This window comes from Streptomyces sp. HD (assembly GCF_028369295.1).
GTDB lineage: Bacteria > Actinomycetota > Actinomycetes > Streptomycetales > Streptomycetaceae > Streptomyces.
Window position 1 is genome coordinate 79590 of the sequence record NZ_JAQMYP010000028.1, and the last position, 25068, is coordinate 104657.

20 protein-coding genes are annotated in these 25068 nt (G+C 70.9%); 5 read left to right on the forward strand and 15 right to left on the reverse strand.

Annotated features, from left to right (window positions below):
* Positions 1-79: 79 nt before the first annotated feature.
* Positions 80-1291 carry a signal recognition particle-docking protein FtsY gene (gene ftsY / locus POF73_RS26155; protein ID WP_272120112.1) on the reverse strand — a complete coding sequence of 404 codons (1212 nt, stop codon included), beginning with the start codon at positions 1289-1291 and terminating at the stop codon, positions 80-82.
* 105 nt (positions 1292-1396) lie between these two features.
* On the opposite strand from ftsY, the gene POF73_RS26160 reads away from it, so the two are divergent.
* The gene (locus tag POF73_RS26160) at positions 1397-2368 is read left to right on the forward strand and encodes an LLM class flavin-dependent oxidoreductase (protein ID WP_272120114.1); all 972 of its coding nucleotides are present in this window, start codon (positions 1397-1399) and stop codon (positions 2366-2368) included.
* A 117-nt stretch (positions 2369-2485) separates the two neighbouring features.
* Here POF73_RS26160 and POF73_RS26165 read toward each other — a convergent pair whose 3' ends face one another.
* The 4 genes from POF73_RS26165 to POF73_RS26180 form a co-directional block, all read right to left on the reverse strand.
* The gene (locus tag POF73_RS26165) at positions 2486-3901 is read right to left on the reverse strand and encodes a sugar porter family MFS transporter (RefSeq protein WP_272120116.1); all 1416 of its coding nucleotides are present in this window, start codon (positions 3899-3901) and stop codon (positions 2486-2488) included.
* A 161-nt stretch (positions 3902-4062) separates the two neighbouring features.
* Positions 4063-7674: a chromosome segregation protein SMC gene (gene smc, locus POF73_RS26170; protein ID WP_272120118.1), complete on the reverse strand. Its 3612-nt coding sequence runs from the start codon at positions 7672-7674 to the stop codon at positions 4063-4065.
* Between the two features lie 262 nt (positions 7675-7936).
* Positions 7937-8140: a hypothetical protein gene (locus POF73_RS26175; protein ID WP_272120120.1), complete on the reverse strand. Its 204-nt coding sequence runs from the start codon at positions 8138-8140 to the stop codon at positions 7937-7939.
* 383 nt (positions 8141-8523) lie between these two features.
* A complete protein-coding gene (locus POF73_RS26180; RefSeq protein ID WP_272120123.1) occupies positions 8524-8805 on the reverse strand; it encodes an acylphosphatase in 282 nt (93 codons plus the stop codon).
* Between the two features lie 152 nt (positions 8806-8957).
* Between POF73_RS26180 and POF73_RS26185 the strand changes: the two genes are divergently transcribed.
* On the forward strand, positions 8958-10112 hold the full coding sequence (locus tag POF73_RS26185; RefSeq protein ID WP_272120125.1) for a CAP domain-containing protein: 1155 nt from the start codon (positions 8958-8960) through the stop codon (positions 10110-10112).
* A 22-nt stretch (positions 10113-10134) separates the two neighbouring features.
* On the opposite strand, the gene POF73_RS26190 is transcribed toward POF73_RS26185, so the two are convergent.
* Positions 10135-10491: a hypothetical protein gene (locus POF73_RS26190; protein ID WP_272120128.1), complete on the reverse strand. Its 357-nt coding sequence runs from the start codon at positions 10489-10491 to the stop codon at positions 10135-10137.
* An 84-nt stretch (positions 10492-10575) separates the two neighbouring features.
* Between POF73_RS26190 and POF73_RS26195 the strand changes: the two genes are divergently transcribed.
* On the forward strand, positions 10576-10977 hold the full coding sequence (locus tag POF73_RS26195; protein WP_272120130.1) for a winged helix-turn-helix transcriptional regulator: 402 nt from the start codon (positions 10576-10578) through the stop codon (positions 10975-10977).
* Here the strand turns inward: POF73_RS26195 and mutM are convergent.
* The 8 genes from mutM to recG all read right to left on the reverse strand — a co-directional run bounded on the left by mutM (position 10950) and on the right by recG (position 18214).
* The gene (gene mutM, locus POF73_RS26200) at positions 10950-11810 is read right to left on the reverse strand and encodes a bifunctional DNA-formamidopyrimidine glycosylase/DNA-(apurinic or apyrimidinic site) lyase (protein WP_272120132.1); all 861 of its coding nucleotides are present in this window, start codon (positions 11808-11810) and stop codon (positions 10950-10952) included. The two genes, POF73_RS26195 and mutM, sit on opposite strands and share 28 nt — an antisense overlap.
* An 82-nt stretch (positions 11811-11892) precedes the next feature.
* Positions 11893-12693, reverse strand: coding sequence for a ribonuclease III (gene rnc / locus POF73_RS26205; protein WP_443049653.1), 801 nt, complete (start codon positions 12691-12693; stop codon positions 11893-11895).
* 7 nt (positions 12694-12700) lie between these two features.
* A complete protein-coding gene (gene rpmF / locus POF73_RS26210; protein ID WP_015657589.1) occupies positions 12701-12874 on the reverse strand; it encodes a 50S ribosomal protein L32 in 174 nt (57 codons plus the stop codon).
* Between the two features lie 2 nt (positions 12875-12876).
* Positions 12877-13521 carry a YceD family protein gene (locus POF73_RS26215; protein ID WP_272120137.1) on the reverse strand — a complete coding sequence of 215 codons (645 nt, stop codon included), beginning with the start codon at positions 13519-13521 and terminating at the stop codon, positions 12877-12879.
* 137 nt (positions 13522-13658) lie between these two features.
* Entirely contained in the window at positions 13659-14738 is a 1080-nt protein-coding gene (locus POF73_RS26220) for an ATP synthase F0 subunit B (protein WP_272120139.1), read from the reverse strand.
* A gap of 58 nt (positions 14739-14796) precedes the next feature.
* A complete protein-coding gene (coaD, locus tag POF73_RS26225) occupies positions 14797-15276 on the reverse strand; it encodes a pantetheine-phosphate adenylyltransferase (RefSeq protein WP_272120223.1) in 480 nt (159 codons plus the stop codon).
* 26 nt (positions 15277-15302) lie between these two features.
* Entirely contained in the window at positions 15303-15890 is a 588-nt protein-coding gene (gene rsmD, locus POF73_RS26230; RefSeq protein WP_272120141.1) for a 16S rRNA (guanine(966)-N(2))-methyltransferase RsmD, read from the reverse strand.
* A 107-nt stretch (positions 15891-15997) separates the two neighbouring features.
* Complete coding sequence (recG, locus tag POF73_RS26235; protein WP_272120143.1) at positions 15998-18214, reverse strand: ATP-dependent DNA helicase RecG; 2217 nt, start codon at positions 18212-18214, stop codon at positions 15998-16000.
* Between the two features lie 190 nt (positions 18215-18404).
* Between recG and POF73_RS26240 the strand changes: the two genes are divergently transcribed.
* Together POF73_RS26240 and POF73_RS26245 are read left to right on the forward strand one after the other, a co-directional pair.
* Positions 18405-20240, forward strand: coding sequence for an HSP90 family protein (locus POF73_RS26240; RefSeq protein ID WP_272120145.1), 1836 nt, complete (start codon positions 18405-18407; stop codon positions 20238-20240).
* Positions 20240-23191 (forward strand): tetratricopeptide repeat protein, encoded by a 2952-nt coding sequence (locus POF73_RS26245; RefSeq protein ID WP_272120147.1) that lies wholly within the window; start codon positions 20240-20242, stop codon positions 23189-23191. The genes POF73_RS26240 and POF73_RS26245 overlap by 1 nt, the downstream gene beginning before the upstream one ends.
* Positions 23192-23198: 7 nt before the next feature.
* On the opposite strand, the gene POF73_RS26250 is transcribed toward POF73_RS26245, so the two are convergent.
* A complete protein-coding gene (locus POF73_RS26250; RefSeq protein ID WP_272120148.1) occupies positions 23199-24884 on the reverse strand; it encodes a DAK2 domain-containing protein in 1686 nt (561 codons plus the stop codon).
* Positions 24885-25068 lie beyond the last annotated feature (184 nt).

Here is a 25068-nt window from a genome sequence, read left to right on the forward strand (position 1 = left end):
CGCCCGTCTCCCAAATGCACCTTGGGAGGCGGGCACTTCTTCGACCGACCACATACGAAATTTCGTAGGTGAGGTGAATTCACTCGCCGATAAGGGCGTCAACGAACGCCTCCGGCTCGAACGGCGCCAGGTCGTCGGCGCCCTCGCCGAGCCCGACCAGCTTCACCGGTACGCCCAGCTCGCGCTGGACCGCGACCACGATGCCGCCCTTGGCCGTGCCGTCCAGCTTGGTGAGCACGATGCCGGTGATGTCGACGACCTCGGCGAAGACGCGGGCCTGGACCAGGCCGTTCTGCCCTGTCGTGGCGTCCAGCACGAGCAGCACCTCGTCCAGCGGAGCGTGCTTCTCGACGACCCGCTTGACCTTGCCGAGCTCGTCCATGAGGCCGGTCTTGGTGTGCAGGCGCCCGGCGGTGTCGATGAGGACGACGTCGGACCCCATCTCCTTGCCCTCCTTCACCGCGTCGAAGGCGACGGAGGCGGGGTCGCCGCCCTCCGGCCCGCGCACGGTGTAGGCGCCGACCCGCTCACCCCAGGTCTGGAGCTGGTCGGCGGCGGCGGCACGGAAGGTGTCGGCGGCGCCGAGGACCACGCTGCGGCCGTCGGCCACGAGGACGCGGGCGAGCTTGCCGGTGGTGGTGGTCTTGCCGGTGCCGTTGACGCCGACGACCATCACGATGCCGGGCTTGCTGGTCTCCGGCTCGGTCTTGACCGTGCGGTCGAAGTCGGTGCCGACCAGCTTGAGGAGTTCCTCGCGCAGCAGGCCGCGCAGCTCCGCGGGGGTGCGGGTGCCGAGGACCTTCACACGCTCGCGCAGTCCCTCGACCAGTTCCTGGGTGGGAGCCACGCCGACGTCGGCGGTGAGCAGGGTGTCCTCGATCTCCTCCCAGGTGTCCTCGTCGAGGTGCTCGCGCGACAGGAGCGTGAGCAGCCCCTTGCCGAGGGCGTTCTGGGAGCGGGAGAGCCGGGCGCGCAGACGGATCAGGCGGCCGGCGGTGGGCTCCGGGACCTCGATCTCGGTCGGCGGGAGCTCTTCGACTACGGGCGGTTCCTCGACGGCGACCCCGGTCGAGCCGTCGGGAAGATCCACCTCCTCTATGGTCCGGCGCGGTTCGTCGCGCGGCGTCTCGGCCTCGTCGCCGACGTGCGGCTCGGCCGGAGGGGCGGTGATGTCGGGCGCGGCGGGCGGCGGCGGGGGCAGCGGCTTCTTGCGCCGGCTGCCGACGATGAGCCCGCCGAGCGCGCCGAGCACGACCACGGCGATGACTACAGCAAGGATGACGATGTCCATAACCCGTCCAGTATCGGCCATGGAGTCCTGCGACACCCCTCTGGATGTCTGACACACCGTCAGCTAACGTCCGCCTTCACACTCGCCCGGTGAAGGGGGACCCCCATGCCCGTCACGGTCGTACGCTTCAACCTCGTCGAGCCCGACGCGACCCCCGCCGCACTGGCCGCCCGCTACCAGGCCGCCGTCCGGATGGCCGCGTACGCCGATAAGCACGGGATCACCACCGTGCAGACGGAGGAGCATCACGGCGCCGAGAACAACTGGCTGCCGTCACCGTTCGCCTTCGCGGCCGCGGTCTTCGGAGCGACCGAGCGCCTCGCGGTCACCGTCTCGGCGATCATCGGTCCGCTGCACGACCCGCTGCGGCTGGCCGAGGAGATCGCGGTGCTGGATCTGCTGAGCGGCGGGCGGCTGGTGACGGTCGCCGGGATCGGGTACCGGCCCGAGGAGTACGCCCAGTTCGACGTGGACTGGAAGCGGCGCGGAAAACTCCAGGACGAGCTGCTGGAGACGCTGCTGAAGGCGTGGACCGGCGAGGAGTTCGAGTACCGCGGCCGTACGGTGCGGGTCACCCCGCGCCCCTGCACCGACCCGCACCCCCTGCTCCTGGTCGGCGGCTCCTCGAAGGCCGCCGCCCGCCGGGCCGCCCGCCTCGGCCTGCCGTTCTTCCCCAGCGCGCATCTGCCGGAGCTGGAGGCGTATTACAAGGAGCGGCTGGTCGAGTACGGCACCGAGGGCTGGACCATGATGCCGGCCGCCGAGACACCCCTGCTGCACATCGCCGAGGACCCCGACCGGGCCTGGGGCGAGCACGGCCGGCACTTCCTGCACGAGGCGCGGACGTATGCCTCCTGGCAGTCCGGCGAGGTGCGGTCCGCCGTGAAGTCGGCGGCCACGACGGTGGACGAGCTGCGCGCCGAGGGCGTGTACCGGATCGTGACGCCTGAGGAGTGCGTGGCGCTGGGGTTCGACAACTACGTGCTGCATCCCTTGTCGGGCGGGATGCCCGTGGAGGAGGGGTGGCGGAGTCTGCGGCTGTTCTGCGAGCGGGTGCTGCCGGGACTCGGCGCCTGACCCGTCGTACACGACACCGCCGCCCCGGCTCGGGCAGTGGCCGAGCCGGGGCGGCGGCGGGGATACGGGGAGAGGGGCAGCGGGGACTTGGCCCTTCCCCCCGGGTTCGGGGGCCGGTCAGCCCATCTCCTCCAGCTTCTTGCCCTTGGTCTCGGGCACGAACTTGAGGATGAAGGGGATGGAGAGGAAGGCGAACACCGCGTATGCCACGTAGGTGAGCGACAGGTTCCAGTCCGACAGGTCCGGGAAGGTGATCGTGATCACCCAGTTGGCGATCCACTGGGCCGAGGCGGCCACGCCCAGGGCGGCGGCGCGGATCTTGTTCGGGAAGACCTCGCCGAGCATGACCCAGACGACCACGCCCCAGGACAGGGCGAAGAAGAGGACGAAGGCGTTGGCGGCGATCAGCGCGACGTAGCCCTGCGCGGTCGGCAGCGGGTCGTTGCCGTGCTGGAAGGAGAAGGACCAGGCGGCCGCCGCGAGCGAGATGCCCATGCCGACGGAGCCGATGAGGGCGAGCGGCCTGCGGCCGATGCGGTCCACGAAGATCATCGCGATCACGGTGCCGATGATGTTGATGATCGAGGTCTCGAACGAGTAGAAGAACGAGCTCGACGGGTCGACGCCGACGGACTGCCACAGCAGGTTCGAGTAGTAGAAGATGACGTTGATGCCGACCAGCTGCTGGAAGACGGAGAGGCCGATACCGATCCACACGATCGGCAGCAGCCCGAAGCGGCCGCCCAGCAGGTCCTTGAACGTCGACTTGTGGTCACTGCGCATCGCCTGGTCGATCTCGGCGACCCGGGCGTCCAGGTTCGCGTCGCCCTCGACGTCGGCGAGGACCTTCTTCGCGTCGTCGACACGGCCGACGCTGATCAGGTAGCGCGGGGACTCGGGGATGGCGAAGGACAGCAGGCCGTAGACCACGGCGGGCACGAGCATCACGCCGAGCATCCACTGCCAGGCCTCCAGGCCCGCCACCGTGCCGCGCTCCTCGCCGTCGGCCATGTTCAGGATGGCCCAGTTGACCAACTGGGAGACGGCGATGCCGATGACGATGGCGGCCTGCTGGAACGAGGCGAGCCTGCCACGGTAGGCGGGCGGGGCGACCTCGGCGATGTAGGCCGGGCCGATGACCGAGGCCATACCGATGGCGATACCGCCGAGGACACGCCAGGCGGCGAGGTCCCACGCGGCGAACGGCAGTCCGGAACCGACGGCACTCACGGCGAACAGCACCGCCGCGATCTGCATGACGCGGATGCGGCCGATGCGGTCGGCTATGCGGCCGGCGATCGCGGCGCCGAGGGCGCTGCCGAGCAGGGCGCTGGCGGCGACGGTACCGGTGACACCGGAGCTGAGGTCGAACCGGGCCTGGATGCCGCCGTTGGCTCCGTTGATGACGGAACTGTCGTAGCCGAAGAGGAAGCCGCCCATGGCGGCCGCCGCGGTGATGAAGACGACGTGCCCGAGATGTTCGGGCTGAGCCGTCCTGGCCCCTGACGTGGGTGCCTGCGCTGTGCTGGTCACGTGTACTCCTCGGGCACCGGCAACGCTGCCGGGTGAAGGCAAAAGCAACGTCGCTGACCCTATGTCTTCAGATTCCGAAGTCAAGGGGTCCCGGATGTGACATAGAAGCGCCCAGGTGAGGGGAATGTGTTCGACTCTTGAATGAAAGGCGGCTGACGGCGTCAGCGAAGCCGCTGGCTGATCACCTTCGACACACCATCGCCCTGCATCGAGACGCCGTACAACGCGTCGGCGACCTCCATCGTGCGCTTCTGGTGTGTGATCACGATCAGCTGCGAGGCCTCCTGCAGCTCCTGCATGATGCGGATCAGCCGCTGGAGGTTGGTGTCGTCGAGGGCGGCCTCGACCTCGTCCATGACGTAGAACGGGCTCGGGCGGGCCTTGAAGATCGACACCAGCATCGCCACGGCGGTGAGTGAGCGCTCACCACCCGAGAGCAGCGACAGCCGCTTGACCTTCTTGCCGGGCGGACGCGCCTCGACATCGACACCCGTGGTGAGCATGTTGTCGGGGTCGGTCAGGATCAGCCGCCCCTCGCCGCCGGGGAACAGCCGGCTGAAGACGCCCTCGAACTCCCGGGCCGTGTCCCAGTACGCCTCGGTGAAGACCTGCTCGACGCGTTCGTCGACCTCCTTGACGACCTGGAGCAGGTCGGCGCGGGTCTTCTTGAGGTCTTCGAGCTGCTCACTGAGGAACTTGTGCCGTTCCTCCAGCGCCGCGAACTCCTCCAGCGCGAGCGGATTGACCTTGCCGAGCTGCTGGTAGGCCCGCTCGGCGGCCTTGAGCCGCTTCTCCTGCTCGGCCCGCACGAACGGCTTGGGCTGGTTGCGGGGGTGCTCGGGATCCTCGGGAAGCTGCTCGCCCTCGGCGGCCAGGGAAGGCGGTACGAGCTGGTGGGGGCCGTACTCGGAGACGAGCCCGGCGGGCTCCACGCCCAGCTCCTCCAGCGCCTTGGTCTCCAGCTGCTCGATCCGCATCCGCTTCTCCGCGCCGAGCACCTCGCCCCGGTGCACGGAGTCGGTCAGCTTGTCGAGCTCGGCCTTGAGGTCGCGGCCCTGGTTACGGGCGACGGTGAGTTCCTGCTCGCGCCGCGCCTTGGCGGCCTCGGCGGCAGTGCGCTCCTCGTCGGCGCGGGCGAGGGAGACCTCGACGTGCAACAGCAGCTGCCGCGTACCGGAGGCGACGGCTTCCGCGACGGCCGCCTCGTGGCGCAGCCGGGCCCGTCGCTGTTCGGCACGCGCGCGTGCGTCCCGCTCCGCTCGGGCGGCGCGGTCGAGGGAGTCGGCGCGGCCGGCCAGTCCCTTGACGCGTTCCTCGTGCGTACGGGCCTGGAGGCGGGCCTCCATCTCGGTCTGGCGGGCGTTGGCCCCGTCGGCCGCGAGACGGTCCCGTACCGACGTGTCGGGCTCCTCCTCGACCGGCATCTCCTCGGCGACGGCGAGGCGCTCGGCCAGTTCCTCGACCTCCATCAGGGCCTTGTCGAGCGACTCCTGGGCCCGTGCGGCGGCGGCGACGGAGCGCTCCGCTTCCCCTGCCGCGCCCCGCGCCTGGCCGGCGAGCCGGCCGAGCTGCTGGGCCACGGACGACTTCTCCCGGTCCGCCGCCCTGCGCCGCTCCCCCAGCTCCTCCACGAGCGCGGCGGATGCCTTGCGCTGTTCGGCGGCCGCGTGCTGTGCCTCGGTGAGTTCCTCGCAGCGGACGGCCAGCTCTTCGAGTTCGGCGGCGGCCTCGTCCACGGAGGCCTGTACTTCGAGGAGGCTGGGGGCGCCTGCGGAGCCGCCGTGCGCGAAGTGGGCGCCGAGGAGGTCGCCTTCGGCGGTTACGGCGGTGAGGTGGGGGTGGGTGTAGACGAGGTCCTCGGCGTCTTCGAGGGTGTCGACGACGACGATGCCGTGGAGGAGGCGGCGTACGGCGGTCATGAGTTCGGAAGGGCCACGAACGAAGTTCGCCGCAGGTGGTGCCGATTCCTGGAGTCCGGCGTCTGCGGGTGCGTTGTGGCTGGGCGCGCAGTTCCCCGCGCCCCTTGGGGGCGTTGCAGCCGAAGCGTCCACCGCCTCCCCCGCCAGCAGCAGGGCCGCCCTTCCGCCATCCTGCTTGCGCAACAACCGGATCGCCTCGGCCGCAGCAGACGGAGACGTCACCGCGATCGCGTCCGCCGCCGCCCCGAAGGCCGCCGCCAGCGGCACCTCATGGCCCGGCGTCACCGTCAACAGTTCCGCAGCCGGGCCCAGCAGTCCCGTGAGGCGGTCCTTCGCGCCGAGCAGCGCGCCTGTGCCGTCCTTGCGGCGCAGGCCGAGGGCGAGCGCCTCATGGCGGGCCTGGGTCGCGGCGCGGCTGCGTTCTGCCGCGGTGGCCGCCTCGCGGGCCGCCGTCAGGGCCGCCTCCGCCTCCCTCAGGCGCCCCTTCGCGGCGTCGTGCTGCTCGCCGAGTTCCGCGTCGTCGGCGTCGAGCCCGTCGACCTCGGCCTTCAGGGCCTCGTACTCCTCCTGGGCGGCGAAGGCACGCTCCTGGGCCTCGTCGCGGGCGGCGGCCAGCCGGTCGATCTCGGACTGGGCGGCGGCGGCCCGCGAGCGCGCCGCGTTGACCTGGCCGTTCAGCCGGGCGAGCCCTTCACGGCGGTCGGCGATCGCGCGGGCGACGTCCTTCAGACGGCGCTCTTCGAGGGCGAGCTCCCGCTCCAGTTCGGCGCGGTGGGCGATCGTGTCCTCAAGGGCCCGCTCGGCCGCCTCCAGCGCGGCTTCGAGCTCGGCCTCCTGCTCCCGGATCCGGGCGGCCTCGCGCTCCATGTCCTCGGGGTCGCGGCCCCGACGCTCGTCCGGCGGCGCGGACGTCGCGCTCTTCACGCGCGCGTCGGCCAGCGAGATCGTGCCGCGCACCCGCTCGGCCAGCTGGGACAGCTCGTACCAGGTCTGCTGGGCCCGCTGCAGGCGCGGCGTGAGCCGGCGTACCTCGTCCTCCAGGAGCGCCTCGCGCTGAAGCGCCTTCTTCAGCTCCTGTTCGGCGGCCTCCTTGCGCTCCTTCAGCGCGGCCTCGTCGGCGACCTCGGCCTGCAGCGCCTCCCGCAGCCGTACGAGATCGTCGGCGAGGAGTCGGAGCCGGGCGTCGCGCAGATCCGCCTGGATGACCGCGGCCCTGCGTGCGACCGCCGCCTGCCGGCCCAGCGGCTTCAGCTGGCGGCGCAGTTCGTCCGTGAGGTCCTGCACGCGCGCGAGGTTGGCCTGCATCGCGTCCAGCTTCCGGAGCGCCTTCTCCTTGCGCTTGCGGTGCTTGAGGACGCCCGCGGCCTCCTCGATGAAGGCGCGGCGGCCCATCGGGTCGGCGTGCAGGACGGAGTCGAGCTGGCCCTGGCCGACGATGACGTGCATCTCGCGGCCGATGCCGGAGTCGGAGAGCAGTTCCTGGATGTCGAGGAGGCGGCACGTGTCGCCGTTGATCTGGTACTCGCTGCCGCCGTTGCGGAACATGATCCGCGTGATGGTGACCTCGGCGTACTCGATGGGCAGCGCCCCGTCGGAGTTGTCGATGGTCAGCGACACCTCGGCGCGGCCCAGCGGCGGGCGGCCGGTGGTGCCGGCGAAGATGACGTCCTCCATCTTGCCGCCGCGCAGCGACTTGGCGCCCTGCTCGCCCATGACCCAGCTGAGCGCGTCCACCACATTGGACTTGCCCGAGCCGTTGGGCCCGACGACGCACGTGATGCCCGGCTCGAACCGGAGCGTGGTCGCCGAGGCGAACGACTTGAACCCGCGGAGGGTCAGGGCCTTGAGGTGCACGCCGCTGGACTCTACCTTCCGGGGATGTTTCGCTCCATGAACGCACGGTTTCACCGATGAACGTGCAGGGCACACCAGACGTTATAGAGGGTGAAAGGATGCGCGAGGCATTAAGGCGGGGGCAAGAAAGAAGGGACGCCGAAGCGTCCCTTGCAACTTCCCGACGGCTGACTGGCCAGCCGTTGACAACTTAGCGGTTGAACTTAGCGGTTGATACGGGCCGCCCAACCACTGCTGGTGCTGTCGTGGAGCGATGCAGTGATCAGGTGAGCGCAGGCTCCGCCTGGTGTGCGTCGATGCTCTCCATGATCCTGTCGTGAGAAGCGGCAGCCGTCAGCGCGTCGTTCTCCTCCTGGATCCGTACGAGCTCGGATTCCAGGTCCTGGACACGCTGCTGGAGCCGTCGCATCTCGGCGAGGAGTCGCGGGTCGGAGCCGCCGACGTAACCGAGAAGCGCCTTTGCCATGATGGATGGTCCTCCACACTGAGTGACCGACCGAAGCGGTGTGGGTCGTGAGGGATTCGCACCCGCGGTTGCTTGGCAGGCTTGGAATTGTGCTGCCGTTCAGCCATGCCAAACAGCTAAGGTGCGCGGGGCTTTCAGCGTCTCACCAAAAAGTTTGACGGTCAACACGATCACGCCCCGTATCGGTGGCAAACCCGGGGGCGCACGGCCGGAAAGCGGCGGTGCGGCGACTCCTGCGGGCCCCTCGGGGCGTGGCGATCATTCTTAGGTGCGGAGCCTGCCACCGCAGTGGGGTTCTTGGCAACCACCTGCTCATTTCTGCTCGGGGCAGTTGCCGGTGGCAGATCCCTCCGCTTGTGCCGGGCCCGCTTTACAGAACCGGCTCAGCGGATGGCGAAGCCGTCGTAACCCCCGCGGGGTGTGTCCCAGATCTCGGTGACTCCGTCCACCCGCCCGGGCGTGTCGTTGCCCTGAAGCCAGTCCAGAAGTCCCTCGCAGCCCTCTCGCGACCCTTCCGCGACCACCTGGACCCTGCCGTCGTCCAAATTGAGAGCAAAACCACTCAGGCTTCCGATCTCCAGGGCCTTGGCCCGCGTGAACCAGCGGAAACCCACACCTTGGACGCGTCCTCGCACCCAGGCGATCAGTCGTACATCCTCGCTCATGAGTGCAACCTAACGGGCCAATGTCTCTCCGGGCACTTCCTCCTCGGGCGCCATGCGGTACCGTCCCCACCCAATGAATCCCATATGAAACTCACACGATCGAGTGAGTTCTGTGAGGACGTTGAGACCGCACGGACGAGGAAGGCCAGAACATGGGACGCCACCGACGCTCCGCCGCCGGCCGCGCCGCCAGGGGCCGCGCCACGGGGGTCACACACACGGACGGCTCCTATACGGAGAGCCACGACCCGCTGGACTCGTACGCGAGCGACAGACCCACGAGGGGCATCGCGCCCTATCTGAACCCGGAGGCGTACGCCGAGGCCTACGCGAGGAGCGACGCCTACCTCTTCGCCACGGACGACGGCTACGACGCCATCACGGCCGCCACGACCTTCCCGAGCGACGACAAGCGGGCAACCGCGGCGGCCTTCCGCAGTGACGGCTTCACGCCCGACGCCGGCTCCCCTCGCTCCGGCGACCGCTCGCACCGCCGTAGGAAGAAGGCCGGGGCCCCGGTGAAGACCGGGCTGCTCGGCGTGTCCGCGGCGGTCGCCCTGGGCACGGTCGCGGTCGCCACGGGTGTGGTGCCCGGCGTCGAGAACTACCAGCTCGGCGGCAGCGGCGCGGACAGGGTGCAGGCCGCCGACACCCCGACCAACTCCCCCAGCGAGCAGGGCGGCACGTCCGGCAGCGCGGAGCGGGAGGACGGCGGCGACCCGACCAGCCGCGACGTCGACCGACCCGCCTCGCCGGCTCCCTCGACCTCGTCGGCCGCGCCGACGAAGACCCCGTCGAAGAAGCCGCCGGCGACGCCCAGCGAGAAGCAGCAGGAGACCCCTTCGCGCAAGGCCACGAAGGCTCCGGCGCCCGCGAAGACGAAGGAACCGGGCAAGGAGCAGGCCGGCGCCCCCGTGCAGGTCTCCGCGGAGGCCGCCGCCGCGGCCGAGGTGCTGAAGCTCGTCAACGAGGAGCGCGCACAGGTCGGCTGCAGCGCGGTCGCCGCGAACAGCTCGCTCACCGATCTGGCCCAGGCCTTCAGCGCGGACATGGCCGACCGGGGCTTCTTCGATCACACCGACCCCAGCGGGGCGTCCCCGTGGGACCGGGCCGCGAAGGCCGGCATAACGGACCTCGGTGGCGAGAACATAGCCCGCGGCCAGGCCGACGCGGCCGCGGTCATGGAAGCCTGGATGAACAGCCCGGGCCACAAGGCCAACATCCTGAACTGCGATTTCAAGACCCTGGGAGTCGGCGTGCACTTCGGCGCGGGCGGCCCCTGGTGGACCCAGGACTTCGGCTACTGATCCGGGCTCCGGGCCTTGTCCGTCAGTCCTCGGCGAGGCCGATGGGGCGCAGAGCCGCCCTGTAGTGGCCGGTCTCCACGAGGTGGTCGATGACGCGGACCATGGCGGGGATGCCCGGATCCCGCACGATCAGGCTGTCCCAGCCGTAGTAGTACCGACCGCCGAGACTCTCCCCCGTGTCCTGCCACCGGTCCATCAGGCGGCGCGCCTCGTCGAGGGTGGCGACGGTCCCCGACCAGCGCTGTCCGTCGGCGAACGTCACCCACATGTCGACGTCGCAGACGTCGTCGAGATCTTCTCCCTCGCCCGGGAGGAAGCAGATCTCGTATCCGTCCCTGCGCACCCGGTGGAACGGGCCGTCCCACACAGCTTCTTCCAAGTCGCCACCCCCTGCGATCAATCAAAGCTAACGGAAAGTTAGCGCAAACCCAACGCCAGCGCTGCGTCGGAGTACGCTTGCGGGATGGACACCACGCAGGAGCGCACGGAGGCGCAGGACCTCCCGTACGACGTGTTCGCCAAGGCCTGTCCCTCGCGCGGCACGCTGGAGCACGTCACCGGCCGCTGGGGCGGGCTCACGCTCGGCGCCCTGTACGAGGGGTCGCTGCGCTTCAACGAGCTGCGCCGCCGGGTGGACGGCGTCAGCGAGAAGATGCTGTCCCAGACCCTGCACGCCCTGGAGCGGGACGGCCTGGTGCACCGCGAGGCCCAGCCGACCAATCCCCCACGGGTCGACTACGAACTGACGCCGCTCGGGCGCGGGGTCGCGGAACGGCTGCTGAGCCTCATCCACTTCGTGGAGGGCCGGATGGACGACGTACTCCAGGCACGTCAGCGCTACGACGAGAGGCGCGGCGCCCTCTGACACTTCGGGCAGAAGTAGCTGGACCGGTTCATCCAGGCCCGCCGGCGCATCGGCGTACCGCACCGCTTGCACGGCAGGCCCTCACGGCCGTACGCGTCGAGCGACCGGTCGAAGTAGCCCGACTCGCCGTTGACGTTGACATACAGGCTGTCGAAGCTGGTGCCGCCCACCGCGAGGGCCGCGTTCATCACGTCCCTTACGTGGCCCAGGAGTTCGAGGGTGCGCGGGCGGGTGAAGGTCGCGGTCGGGCGGTCGTAGTGCAGGCGGGCGCGCCAAAGGGCCTCGTCCGCGTAGATGTTGCCGACGCCGCTGATCAGCGACTGGTCGAGCAGGGCCCGTTTGATGGTCGTCCGCTTGCGGCGCAGTGCCTGGTGGAAGGCCTCGTCGTCGAAGAGCGGGTCGAGCGGGTCGCGGGCGATGTGCGCGATGACGTCGGGCAGTCCGTCGGGGGTGGTGTCGTGCAACGACAGTCCGCCGAAGGTGCGTTGGTCGACGAAGCGCAGTTCGGTGCCCAGCTCGTCGGCGAAGCGGACCCGGATGCGCAGATGCTTCTCGGTGGGCGCTTCCTGTGGCTGGACCAGCAGCTGACCGCTCATCCCGAGGTGGGCCAGGATCGACTGGGTGGTGTCCTCCAGGGGCAGCCACAGGTACTTGCCACGCCGGCTGGGCACGCCGATCCGATGCCCCTTGAGGCGGTGCGCGAAGTCGTCCGCACCGGCGATGTGCCGGCGTACGGCACGCGGGTGCAGCACCTCGGCATCGGCGACCGTCCGGTGGGCGACCCACCGCTCCAGACCGCGCCGGACTACCTCGACCTCGGGCAACTCGGGCATGGGATCCCCCGTACACACCTTGCGGGTATGGGCCGAGCGCCCGCCCCGTGGCCGGGGCGGGCGCTCGGATCGCGCTGTTCGGTCAGGCGGAGGCCGACGACGCGTCGGCGTCGGGTTCGGCGGCGTTCGCCGCCGCCTTCTTGGCTCGCTCGTCCGCCGCGGCCCTGATGGACCGCCACGCGGATTCCGCGGCCTGCTGCTCCGCCTCCTTCTTGCTGCGGCCGGTGCCGGTGCCGTACGAGACGCCTCCGACGCGGGCGGCAGCAGTGAAGGTCTTCTCGTGGTCGGGGCCGGTCTCCGTGACCAGGTACTCGGGCACGCCGAGCCCCTCGGTCGCGGTGAGCTCCTGGAGACTGGTCTTCCAGTCCAGGCCGGCTCCGAGGTTCGAGGACTTCTCGATCAGGGGGTCGAACAGGCGGTGCACCAGCTCCGCCGCCGAGTCCAGTCCCTGGTCGAGATAGACCGCGCCGATCACCGCTTCCAGGGTGTCGGCGAGGATGGACGCCTTGTCCCGGCCGCCCGTGCCCTCTTCACCACGGCCGAGCCGGATGAAGGAGCCCAGGTCGAGCCCACGGCTGACCTCCGCCAGCGCACGCGAGTTGACCACCGCGGCCCGAAGCTTGGCCAGCTGGCCTTCGGGCAGGTCGGGGTGGGTGCGGTACAGCGTGTCCGTGACAACGAGGCCGAGGACGGAGTCCCCGAGGAACTCCAGGCGCTCGTTGGTGGGCAGGCCGCCGTTCTCATACGCGTACGACCGGTGGGTCAGCGCACGCACCAGAAGGGCGGACTCAAGCTTGTACCCGAGCCGCCCTTCCAACAGCGTGTGAGACGAGGCCTGGTTGTCCGATGCGTTCTTCTTCGGCGTGGACACAGTGCCTCTCACCAGCCGCTCAGACCTCTAGGACCTGGCGCTTGTTGTAGGTGCCGCAAGACGGGCACGCAATGTGCTGCTGCTTGGGCTCGTGGCAGCGCTCGCACGCAACCAGGGGGGTGACCGCAGCCTTCCACTGCGACCGGCGGTGGCGCGTGTTGCTGCGCGACATCTTCCGCTTCGGAACAGCCACGGCTACTTCTCCTGCTTCTCGTCGACGCCCGCTTCCGCTTCGGCGCCGCTCATCTCGTCCTTCTCGCCGTCTCCGAGTGAACCGGCGAGTCCCTTCAGTGCCGCCCAACGGATGTCGACGGCGTCGTGGTGGTGGTCCGGGTCGTCCGCCAGCCGGGCTCCGCACTCGGAGCACAGGCCGGGGCAGTCTTCCTGGCACACCGGCTGCATCGGCAGTGCGAGCACCACCGCATCGCGCAGCACGGATTCGAGGTCGAACAAGCCGTCCTCAAGAAAGAGCCTGTCCTCGTCGTCCTCGGCGTCGTCGCCCGGTTCCGCGTGGACGCGGCCCCGGTCGTCGGCGTCAGGGTACGAGAACATCTCCTGGAAGTCCGCTTCGACATCGAGCTGAAGCGACTCCAGACACCTTACGCACTCCCCCTCAGCCTGTGCACGGGCGGTGCCTGTGACAAGCACCCCTTCCATGACCGACTCAAGTCGGAGTTCGAGCTCCACCGGGGCGCCTTCCGGCACTCCGACGACTCCCTGGACACCGAAGTCCTTGGGGGCGTCGACCGTGCGGGTCAGGCGCTGCAGCGCACCGGGCCGCCGGCCCAGCTCGTGCGTGTCGAACACGAGAGGGTTGCGGTGGTCGAGGCGGGCTGTCACGCCATTCCTGCTTTCGATCTGCTGAGCTCAAGGGGCACTGCCCATCGGTGCTTGCGGGCAGCGTTGATCGCGGACGTACTCGCGACCGAAGAGCCAGGATACTGGACCTTTCGCTCACGGCCCAATCCGGTGGTGGTCTACTGGCCGCGACCCTGCTCGTACGCCCTCAGCTGCTCCGGAGTGATCATGCCGGTGTCGAAGAGGCTGGTCTCGTCGAGGGCGTACGACTGCGAGGCGGCCTGCTGAGGCTGCTGGGCCTGCTGCTGGTCGTACGCCGCCTGCTGGGCGTCGTAGCCCTGGTAGGCGTAGGGATCGGCCTGCTGGTAGCCGTACGGGTCCTGCTGCTGGGCGTACGCCTGCTGCGGGTAGCCGCCGTAGGTGTTGTCCGTCTGCTGATAGCCGTACGCCGGCTGTGGGGTCTGTGGCGTCTGCGGGTCGTACTGCGGCTGTGGCGGTACGGCCGGCGCCTGCTCCGCGGGGGTCGCCGGGGTGTCCCGCTCCGCGAGAGCGGCGAGGTCGGCGAGGTAGTCGGCGTCGCTGGAGTGCTGGACGGTGCTGATGTCGTCGGCGAGGGCGCCGAGGTCGTCGGTGGCGATACGGCCGTGCAGCTTCTGCCGGCCCCGGCCGACGGCCTCCAGGGTCTTGGCCAGGACCGCCTCGAAGGCGCCGAGCTTGACGTCGACGTACGCGTCGGCGTTGCGGCGCAGGGTCTCCGGGTCGTGGCTGCGCTCGGGGGCGTCCTCGTCCTCGTAGCCCTGCTCGTCGGTGCCGGGGCCGGTGCCGAGGAGCTTCTCGCGGCCGCGGCCGACGGAGCCGAGGGTCTTGGTGAGGACGACCTCGAAGTTGGCGAGCTTGGAGTCGACGTAGTCGTCGGCCTCCGCGCGAATGTCCTCGGCCTCCTTGCGGGCCTCGGCGACGATGCGCTCGGCCTCGTTCTGGGAGCGGCGGGCAACCTCGGTGTCGGAGATCAGGGAGCCGCGCTCGGCGTGTGCGCCCTGGATGATCCGCTCGGCCTCCTGGCGGGCCTGCTCGACCATCTGCTCACGGCCGCCGATCAGCTCCTGGGCCTGGGCGAGCGAGCCGGGCAGGGCCTCACGGACCTCTTCGAGCATCGAGAGCAGTTCGGCGCGGTTGACCACGCACGAGGCCGACATGGGCATCGACCGGGCACCTGAGATCGCCGAGACGATCTCGTCGAGCTTCTTCTGCACGTCCACCGTGTGCTCGCCACTCTCTACAGCTGTGATGGAGACGGACGGGACGACTGTAGCCCCATCAGTCCTTGCGCAGGCGCTTGTTGAGGGCCTCCAGGACGACCGGCGGCACCAGGTGGGAGATGTCGCCGCCCCAGGTCGCGACCTCCTTGACCAGGGAGGAGGACAGGAAGCTGTAGGTGGGGTTGGTCGGGACGAACAGCGTCTCGACGCCCGACAGACCGATGTTCATCTGTGCCATCTGCAGCTCGTAGTCGAAGTCGCTGACCGCGCGCAGGCCCTTCACGATGGCCGGGATGTCGCGCTGCTTGCAGAAGTCGACGAGGAGGCCGTGGAAGGCCTCGACCCGGACGTTGCCGTACTCGGCCGTGACCTGGCGGATCAGGTCGAGCCGCTCGTCGATCTCGAACAGGCCCTTCTTGGCCTTGTTGATCATGACGGCGACGTAGATCTCGTCATACAGCCTGGAGGCGCGGGAAATGATGTCGATATGTCCGTTGGTGATCGGGTCGAACGACCCGGGACAGACGGCGCGGCGCACTTGTGATCCCTCGCTCTCCGGTCCGGTCATCGTGCGTCTTCGCACGTAGAGGCGGCGCGACCGTACCAAAACGTTCCCTCGCCGTAACGACGGGCCCGGATGGCCTCGAAGCCGTCCGGCCATCTGAATTCGCCGCCTCTGGTGCTGCGCTCCACGGTGACGAGCGCCTCGGGCGCGAGCCAGCCCCCCGAGCGGAGTGTGAGGAGAATCTCGCGAAGATCGTGATCTGTGACTCGGTACGGCGGGTCGAGGAAGGCGATGTCGTACGGCTCGGTCGGCGCCGGAGTCTGGATGATCTGTTCCGCTTTGCCCGCGCGGACCTCGGCGCCGGGGAGGCCGAGGTTCTTGACGTTCTCACGGACGACGCGGGCGGCTCTGGCGTCGGCCTCCACCAGGAGGGTGTGGCCTGCGCCTCGGGACAGGGCCTCCAGGCCGACGGCGCCTGAACCGGCGTACAGGTCGAGGACCCTCTCCCCCTCCAGGGGGCCGCCCAGGAGGGACTGCCAGGTGGAGAAGAGACCTTCGCGTGCGCGGTCTGAGGTGGGACGGGTTCCCGTGCCGGGGGGCACGGCTAGACGACGTCCGCCGGCTGCGCCGGCGATCACGCGGGTCATCTTCGGTCCTTGGTCGTGGACGGCTTTAGGTAACAGTGTGGCTGGTCGCGCCCGCGCGGCGGTAGCCGCATATGGATTACAGCCCCGCGCCCCTGGGTGGGTTCCGCTCACCCCTTTTCCAGGTACTGCTCCCTTTCCTCGTCCAGGAGGGCATCCAGAGCCGTCCGCAGGCCGGGAAGCTGCGTCAGCTCCGGGTCCGCCGCCACCAGTGCCGCAGCCTCGTCTCGCGCCTCGGCGATGATCTCCTCGTCCTCGATGACAGCGAGGACCCTCAGAGAGGTACGGGCGCCCGACTGGGCCTGGCCCAGGACGTCGCCCTCGCGGCGCTGCTCCAGGTCGATGCGGGAGAGTTCGAAGCCGTCGAGGGTGGAGGCGACCGCGGCCAGGCGCTGGCGGGCCGCGCTGGCCTCCGGCATCTCGGTGACCAGGAGGCAGAGGCCCGCCGCGGAGCCGCGGCCGACTCGGCCACGCAGCTGGTGGAGCTGGGAGACGCCGAAGCGGTCGGCGTCCATGATCACCATGGCGGTGGCGTTCGGGACGTTCACGCCGACCTCGATGACCGTGGTGGCGACCAGCACGTCCGTCTCGCCGGCGGCGAAGCGGCGCATGACGGCGTCCTTGTCGTCGGGGTGCATCCGGCCGTGCAGGACCTCGACCTTGAGGCCTTGGAGCGGCCCCTTGGTGAGTTGGTCGGCCACTTCCAGCACGGCGAGCGGCGGGCGCTTCTCGGCCTCGTCCTCGGGGGACTTCTTCTTGCCGGCCTTCTTGGGGTCGTCCTCCTCGTCGCCGATGCGGGGGCAGACGACGTACGCCTGATGGCCGTTCTCCACCTCCTCGCGCACCCGCTCCCAGGCGCGGGCCAGGAAGTGGGGTTTGTCGGCGGCCGGGACGACATGGGAGGCGATCGGGGAACGGCCGGCGGGGAGCTGGTCGAGGACCGAGGTCTCCAGGTCACCGAAGACGGTCATCGCGACCGTGCGCGGGATGGGGGTGGCGGTCATGACGAGCAGATGGGGCGGCTGCTTGCCCTTGCCGCGCAGGGCGTCGCGCTGCTCGACGCCGAACCGGTGCTGTTCGTCGACCACGACCAGCCCGAGGTCGTGGAACTGCACCTTGTCCTCGATCAACGCGTGCGTGCCGATCACGATTCCGGCCTCGCCGGTGACGAGATCCAGCAGGGCCTGGCGGCGGGCGGCGGCTCCCATGGAGCCGGTGAGCAGCACGACCTTGGTGGCCTGCTCGGCCCCGCCCAGCATCCCGCCCTCGGCGAGCTCGCCCATCATCTCGACGATGGAGCGGTGGTGCTGCTGGGCCAGCACTTCGGTGGGCGCGAGCATGGCGGCCTGGCCGCCTGCGTCGACCACGGCGAGCATGGCGCGCAGCGCCACCATTGTCTTTCCGCTACCCACCTCTCCCTGCAGCAGCCGGTGCATCGGATGTTCCGTGGCCAGGTCGCCGAAGATCTCGCTGGAGACCTTCTGCTGGCCCTCGGTGAGGGTGAAGGGGAGGCGGTCGTCGAAGGCCGTGAGAAGGCCGTCGGGGGCGGGCCTCCTCGGTACCGCGGGGAGTTGGGCGTCGGCGAAGCGGCGGCGGGCGAGGGCCACCTGGAGGACGAAGGCCTCGTCCCACTTGAGGCGGGAGCGGGCGTCCTCGATGTCGGCCTTGGTGTGGGGGCGGTGGATCTTGAGGAGGGCCTCGGGGAGGGCGACCAGGCCGCGGCCCGCGCGGAGGCTGTCGGGGAGGGGGTCGACGGCTTCCTGGGCGCTGGGCAGGACCGTCTGGATCGCCTTGCCGATCTTCCAGGACTCCAGCTTGGCGGTGGCGGGGTAGATGGGGATCAGGGCGCCCGCCCAGGTCTCCACGGATTCGGCTGCCTCGTCGTCGGCGCCGCGCAGCAACTCGTAGGCCGGGTGTGCCAGTTGGAGACGGCGGTTGAAGACGGAGACCTTGCCCGCGAACATCGCACGGGTGCCCGGCAGGAGCTCCTTGTGGGGCTTGTGAACGCCGTTGCCGAAGAAGACCAGTTGGAGGCGGCCGCTGCCGTCGGTGATGGTGACTTCGAGGCGCTGGCCCTTGCCGCGTGGGGCCTTGGCGGAGGCGAAGGTGTGCAGGCGGGCGTCGGCGACCATCGCGACCACGGTGACGTGCTCGTCCATGGGGAGGTCGGCGAGGTGGGTGAGCTGGCCCCGCTCCTCGTATCTGCGCGGGTAGTGGTGCAGAAGGTCGCCGACGGTGTGCAGGCCGAGGTGCTCGGCCATCACCTTCGCGGTGGGAGGGCCGAGCACCTTTTTCAGTGGTTCTTCCAGTGCGGGCACGAGATCCATTCCACACCACACCACTGACAATGCCGTAGAGGTCGCGGCGGCCGTCCCGGTAAACGTCCCGGAAAGCCCTGGTCAGGCGGCTCGATTCGGCCCTAGGATGGCGCGCTCCGGCCATCCTTTCGCGGTCACCGCCTCACCGGGACCGCCCGACCCCGCGCCGTCGCCAAGTCCCCCCAACGGCGCAGCGACGATGGACTCCCAGACCTCACAGTCATCCCAGGCCCCTCAGCCCTCACAGTCGCCTCGTACGTTCCAGGTCGACCTGCGCGGTCTGGTGGACCTGCTCTCCCACCATCTCTACTCCAGTCCGAAGGTCTATCTGCGCGAGCTGCTGCAGAACGCCGTCGACGCCATCACCGCCAGACGCGCCGAGGAGCCGGACGCACCCGCGAAGGTGCGGCTGTACGCCGAGGAGGGCGCCCTGCGGGTCGAGGACTCCGGTGTCGGGCTGACCGAGGCGGATGTACACGACCTCCTCGCGACCATCGGGCGCAGCTCCAAGCGTGCCGAGGGGCTGCAGGAGGCACGGTCCGACTTCCTGGGGCAGTTCGGCATCGGTCTGCTGGCCTGTTTCGTGGTCGCCGAGCGGATCCGGGTGGTCAGCCGCAGCGCGCGTACACCGGACGCGGCGCCCGTGGAGTGGACGGCCACGGACGACGGTTCGTACACGGTGCGGACGCTACCGGACGACGCCCGGCCCGAACCGGGCACCACCGTGCACCTCGTGGCGCGGGCCGGTGCCGCGGAGTGGCTGGCCGAGGACCGGGTGCTGGCGCTGGCGCGGGACTTCGGCTCGCTGCTGCCGTACGACGTGCGGGTCGGCGGTGAGGCGGTCACCGACCTGCCGGCGCCCTGGGACCGGCCCTACCCCTCCCCCGCCACCCGGAGGGTGGCTCTGGCGCGGCACTGTCGCGAGCTGTTCGGCTTCACGCCGCTGGACTCGATCGAGCTGGACGTGCCGCTCGCGGGGATCCGGGGCGTGGCGTACGTCCTTCCGTCGGCGGTCAGCCCGGCCCAGCGGGCGGGTCATCGCGTCCACCTCAAGGGCATGCTGCTGACGGAGCGAGCCGAACAGCTGCTGCCCGACTGGGCGTTCTTCGTGCGCTGCGTCCTGGACACCGACAGTCTGCGCCCGACGGCGTCGCGCGAGTCGCTGTACGAGGACGAGACGCTGGCGGGCGTACGGGAGGCGCTCGGCGAAAGGATTCGGTCCTGGCTGACGGGGCTCGCGGCCGGTGATCCGGAACGGCTGGCGGCGTTCCTGTCCGTGCACCACCTGGGGGTCAAGTCCCTCGCGCGGCACGACGGGGAGATGCTGCGCACGATGCTGCCGTGGCTGCCGTTCGAGACGACCGACGGGCGGCTGTCCCTGGAGGAGTTCGCGCAGCGGCACCCGGTGGTGCACTTCACGCGGACCGTGGAGGAGTACCGGCAGGTCGCGCCGATCGCGTCCGCACAGGGCGTGGGGGTGATCAACGGCGGCTACACGTACGACAGCGAGCTGATCGAGGCGCTGCCGTCGGTGCGGCCGGGGACGGTCGTCGCCGAGCTGGACGCGGACACCGTGACCGCCCATCTGGACTCGGTGGACCCGGCCGAGGAGCTGGCCCTGTCGGGCTTCCTGGCGGCCGCGCGGGCGAAGCTCGACCCGCTGGGCTGCGATGTCGTACTGCGCGCCTTCCATCCGCTGTCCGTGCCCGCGCTGCACCTGGACGACCGCGCGGCCCGGCACGAGCAGGCCCGCGCGGAGGCCGAGGAGCAGGCCGACGACCTGTGGGCGGGCATCCTCGGCTCGCTGCGCGGCAGCGTTCCACGCGCGCGTCTCGTGCTCAACCACCTCAACCCGCTGATCCGGCGGATCAGTTCGCTGGGCGATCCGGAACTGATCGGCACCGCCACCGAGTCCCTCTACGGGCAGGCCCTGCTGATGGCCCAGCGCCCGCTCCGGCCCGCCGACTCGGCGCTGCTGAACCGGGCCTTCATCGGCCTGCTGGAATGGGCCACGAACGGCGAGGGAGGACGCTGATGAGTGAGATCACCGACTTCGACGCACTGCGCCGGGCGATGGCGGAGAACGGCGAGGAGCCGGAGGGTCCCGCCCGCAACGCGCGCGCGGAGCAGCTGCTCACCGAGGCCGAGAGGCTGAACGTCCCGCTCGCGGTGATCGAGGCGCTCGGACACCAGCTGAAGGTCTACAACTACAGCTCCGAGAAGGACAAGATGTTCGTCCCCTTCGCGCGTCTGCTGCGCATGTGGGACGAGCGGCCCGAGGACTTCGACGAGTACGAGACGCATTCGCTGCACTGGGTCTTCAAGTGGATGTCGTCGGGCATGCTCGACCAGCCGCACGTCCCGCTGGCCTCGATCGAGAAGTGGCTCGGCGAGATGGAGCACCGCTACCGGCTCGCCGGGCACTCCGAACGCGCCGTGCGTGGCGCCGAGTTCAGCGTCGCCGCGCATGTCGGCGACGTGGCGCGGGCGGAGCGGGCGTACGACGCCTGGCTGGCGGCCGACCGGGACAGCATGGCCGACTGCCACGCGTGCGAGCTGCACGGGCAGGGCTGGTGGCAGGCGGAGCGGGGCCGGGACAGCGAGGCGCTGCGGCTGTGGCGGCCGGTCCTGGAGGGCGAGTTCACCTGCGCCCACGAGCCGCACACGGTCCTCGCGTCCTCCCTGACGCCGCTGCTGCGCCTGGGCCGCGTGGACGAGGCCCGCGCCAACCATCTGCGGGGCTTCAGGCTCGTACGGTCCATGGAGAGCATGCGGGGCGCGTACGCGGACCATGTGGAGTTCTGTGCGCTGACCGGCAACGAGGCGCGTGGCCTGGAGCTGCTCGCGGAGCGGCCGGCGTACTTCACGGACGACGGGCATCCGCGCAGCAAGCTGGAGTTCATGACGGTGGTGGCCCTGCTCATGGACCGCCTGAGCGCGCTCGGTCCGGCCGGCCGGCAGGTGCCGGGTCCGGCGGGCCGTACCTGGACCGCCCGCGAACTCGCCGCCCACGCGCGCGAGGAGGCCCTCGCCCTGGCCGCGCGCTTCGACGAGCGCAACGGCACGACGTACATCAGCGAGCGGGCACGCGCGCGTATGGCGCGGCAGCCGCTGGTGGAGCGGCTGCCTCTGGGCGTGCGTACGGCGGCCAGGCCGACGCCGGCGGTGACACCCGTACCGGCTGCGGCGAACGCCCCCGAGGACCCGGCCGAGCGGCCCGATCTGCCCGCGCTGATCGCCGAGGCGCGGCGGCTGTCGGACACCCTGCAGCCGAACGCCATCGAGGCCTGGGCGGCCGTCTCCCGCGCCGCCGAGGGCGTCGAGCTGGACGCCCTCGACCGCGCGGAGATCGCCGAGCACCGGGCGATGGACCTGGGCCCCGAGGGCCTCCCCCTGTTCGAGGAGGCCGCCGAGCTGTACGCGGAGGCGGGCGACCCCGGGGAGGCCCTGGCGGCACACGCGCGTGGAGCGTACGTACGCGCACTCACGGGCGAGGTGTCCGAGGCCCTCACCACGATCGCCGACCTGTACGACCGGGCCCTGGCGCTGTACGCCGAGGACGGCACGGGCGTACGGCAGACGGCGGCCGTGCTGATGAGCCGGGCGCGGATCCTAATGCGGGGTGTGCACGAGGCCGGGGAGACGCTCCAGGGGGCCGTCCTGGCCGACGCCGAGACCGCCGCGCGTGAGGTGCTCGCGCTCGTCGACGGGTGCACCGAGGACGACGTACGGCTCGCCTCACGGGCCGCCGAGGCGCAGGCGATGCTCGCGGAGCTGGCGGTGCTCACCGGGGACGTGGAGGGCGCCGCGGTGCTGTTCGGGTGGGCCTCGGAGGCGTTCGTGGGCGCCGGGCTGCCGTGGTTCGCGGTGGAGTACGAGGCCCGGCTGGCCGGGCTGGCGCACCATCTCGGCGACATCGCGGAGGCCGAGCGGGCGCTGCGGGCGGCCCTGGAGCACGGCGGGCCGCATCTGGAGGCCCCGGGGCGGGCCCAGCTGCATCTGCAGCTGGCCGAGGTGCTCGGCGGGCGGGGGCTGTCCGAGGAGGCCGCGGAACACGCCCTGGAGGCGGCGCACTGGGCCGACGAGGCGGGCGAGAGCCGCACGCTGGGTGCCTGGGCGCGGCACCAGCTCGGCGGGTTCCTGCTGCGGCAGGGCCGGTTCGCCGAGGCCGCCGAGGTGCTGGAGTCGGCGCTGCCGGACCTGTCCGCCGACACGCACGGCGACGGGGCGGTCGTCCAGACGCAGTGGTGGCTCGGCGACTGTCTGAGCGAGCTCGGCGAACACCGCGAGGCGGCCGAACGCCGGTTGCAGGCCGCCGAGATCGCCCGGCACTGGCCCGAGCAGCACGACCACGCCACACTCGCCCACCTCGCCGCCGAGTCCCTCGGCCACGCGGGCCTGCTCGACGAGGCCGACCGGGCCTACGAGCGCGCGGGCACGCTGTGGCGCACCCTCGGCAACGTCCACGGCCTCGTCCGCTCCCTGCGCGCACGTGCGTGGCTGGCGCTGCGTGTCGAGGGCCGGGAGGACTCCGCGGCCGAGCTGATGGCGAGCGCGGTCCAGGAGTGCAGGGCGGCGCTGGACGAGGCCGAGGACGAGGAGGCACGCGAGCGGGTCGTCGCCGAACTCGGCCACACCCACCGGCAGTTCAGCGACCTCCTCGCGCGGTCCGCGGCCGAGGACGCCGAGGACGAGTCGATCCAGAGCGTGCTGGAGGAGTCGCTGTCCCAGGTGGCGCAGGCCATCGCGGTGTTCGTCTCCCTCGGCGACGACGCCCTGCACAGCCGTACCGGCGCCGAACTCGCCGCGGGCTGGCTGGAGGCCGACCTGAGCCGCCCGGCCGAGGCGGCGGCACGCGCGCGTGCGGTGCTAGCGGCGTACGCCGGTGCCGGGGAGGACGACGAGGCGGCGCAGGAGCGACGGACGGAGGCCGAGCAGATGCTTCAGGTGATGGAGGAACAAGCCGGGGAGCAGGCCAGGGAGTAGGCCTCGCTCACTCCACGCCGATGAGCAGCAGCGCCCCTTGCCGCCCGCCCCGGTACACCACCGTGTCGACGGCGAGATACGACTCACGCACGCGTGCTTCGAGGTGCTCGGCGATCGCCTCCGGCGCCTCGTCGCCGAGGACGAGGGTGACGAGTTCGCCGCCGGCCGCGAGCATGCGGTCGAGCACGGACTCGGCGGTGGCGGTGACGTCCGAGCCGATCACGGCCACGTCGCCGTCGACCAGGCCGAGGACGTCACCGGCCTGGCAGATGCCGGCCATGGTCCAGGACTGGCGCTCGGCGACGGCGACCTCGGCGTAGCGGGTCGCGCCGGCCGCCGAGGTCATCGACACGACGTCCTCGTCGAAGCGGCGCTCCGGCTCGTGCACGGCGAGCGCCGCGATGCCCTGGACCGCCGACCTGGTCGGGATCAGCGCCACGCGGATGCCCTCCGTGCGGGCCTGCTCGGCCGCGGCGGCCGCCGTGTGGCGCAGGTCTGCGTCATTGGGCAGCAGCACGACCTCACGCGCGTGGGCCCGCCGTACGGCCTCGACCAGTTCCCCGCTCGCGGGCGGCTCGCCGGGGCGGGCGAGGACGGTCGTCGCACCGGCCTCGGTGTACAGCCCGGCCAGGCCCTCACCGGGCACGACGGCTACGACGCCCCGCTGGACCCGCTCCCGGCTCGGCTGCCGGCCGGTGGTGTGCGCGTCGTCGGCCCCGAAGTGGGTGATCCGGATCCGGTACGGCCGCCCGGCCTCGACGCCCGCCTCCACGGCGGCCCCGGCGTCGTCGACGTGCACATGTACGTTCCACAGCCCGTCCCCGCCGACGATCACGAGCGAGTCCCCGAGGCCGTCGAGCCGCTCCCGCAGCCGCGCCACGGCGTCGTCGCCGGCCTCCAGGAGGTAGATCACCTCGAAGGCGGGACCGCCGTCGCCCACGGCGTCGCCGCACTCCTCGGCGGGGGACGCGCCCCCACCGACGATCGGGTTTGCGTGCGGACCGTCGTCCACGCGCGTGTGGACGACGGAGAACGCGGCGACCGCCTCCCCCGTGAACGTCTCCACCAGCGCGCCCAGCACCGCCACCAGCCCCCGTCCCCCGGCGTCGACCACCCCCGCGCGCTCCAGGACCGCCAGCTGCCCGGGCGTCGCCGCCAGTGCCGTACGCGCCCCTTCGTAGGCCGCCCGCGCGACCGCCCCGCAGTCCTCGCCCTCGGCATCACCGGCGGCGTCGGCGGCGGCCGAGGCGACCGTGAGGACCGTGCCCTCCACGGGGTGGGCCACGGCCCCGCGGGCGGAGTCGGCGGCCTGCCGCAGGGCGAGGCGAAGACCGGAACCGTCCGTGTGAGCCGTCTCACCGTCGGCGGCGAGCACCTGGGCCATGCCGCGCAGCAGCTGGGCGAGGATCGTCCCCGAGTTCCCCCGGGCGCCTATGAGAGCTCCGTGCGCCATGGCGCGGGCGGCGTCCGCGAGGGTGGGTTTCCCGTCGTCGTAGGCGGTGAACACGGCCTCCACGGCCGCGACCGCCGACTCCACGGTCAGATACAGGTTCGTTCCGGTGTCCCCGTCGGCCACGGGATAGACGTTGATCGCGTCGATGTCCTCGCGCGCGCGACCGAGCGACTCCAACGCGAGGCCGCACCAGGTGCGCACCGCGAGAGCATCGAAGAATGTCTGCGGCACCTGCGCCACCTGCGCCTCCTTGAGCTGCCGGCCGTGGGACGCAGCGTAGACCCAGGGCCGCTCGGCGCCGGAAGAGGGCCGGGAGCGGGCCCCTGAGCAGCCATGGTAGTTTCGTTCCACTGGCGCAGCCGTTGTATGCTGCTCCGGTTGCCCGATCCACATCGGGCCGTTCCCCTGGCAGCGCCACTCAGAT

What these genes read in the sequence shown, in the direction of transcription:
- rsmD (WP_272120141.1), bottom strand. Translation starts at nt 15,890, where the DNA reads ATGACCCGCGTGATCGCCGGCGCAGCCGGCGGACGTCGTCTAGCCGTG.
- POF73_RS26185 (WP_272120125.1), top strand. Translation starts at nt 8,958, where the DNA reads ATGGGACGCCACCGACGCTCCGCCGCCGGCCGCGCCGCCAGGGGCCGC.
- POF73_RS26160 (WP_272120114.1), top strand. Translation starts at nt 1,397, where the DNA reads ATGCCCGTCACGGTCGTACGCTTCAACCTCGTCGAGCCCGACGCGACC.
- recG (WP_272120143.1), bottom strand. Translation starts at nt 18,214, where the DNA reads ATGGATCTCGTGCCCGCACTGGAAGAACCACTGAAAAAGGTGCTCGGC.
- POF73_RS26180 (WP_272120123.1), bottom strand. Translation starts at nt 8,805, where the DNA reads ATGAGCGAGGATGTACGACTGATCGCCTGGGTGCGAGGACGCGTCCAA.
- POF73_RS26175 (WP_272120120.1), bottom strand. Translation starts at nt 8,140, where the DNA reads ATGGCAAAGGCGCTTCTCGGTTACGTCGGCGGCTCCGACCCGCGACTC.
- mutM (WP_272120132.1), bottom strand. Translation starts at nt 11,810, where the DNA reads ATGCCCGAGTTGCCCGAGGTCGAGGTAGTCCGGCGCGGTCTGGAGCGG.
- POF73_RS26245 (WP_272120147.1), top strand. Translation starts at nt 20,240, where the DNA reads ATGAGTGAGATCACCGACTTCGACGCACTGCGCCGGGCGATGGCGGAG.
- POF73_RS26195 (WP_272120130.1), top strand. Translation starts at nt 10,576, where the DNA reads ATGGACACCACGCAGGAGCGCACGGAGGCGCAGGACCTCCCGTACGAC.
- ftsY (WP_272120112.1), bottom strand. Translation starts at nt 1,291, where the DNA reads ATGGACATCGTCATCCTTGCTGTAGTCATCGCCGTGGTCGTGCTCGGC.
- POF73_RS26240 (WP_272120145.1), top strand. Translation starts at nt 18,405, where the DNA reads ATGGACTCCCAGACCTCACAGTCATCCCAGGCCCCTCAGCCCTCACAG.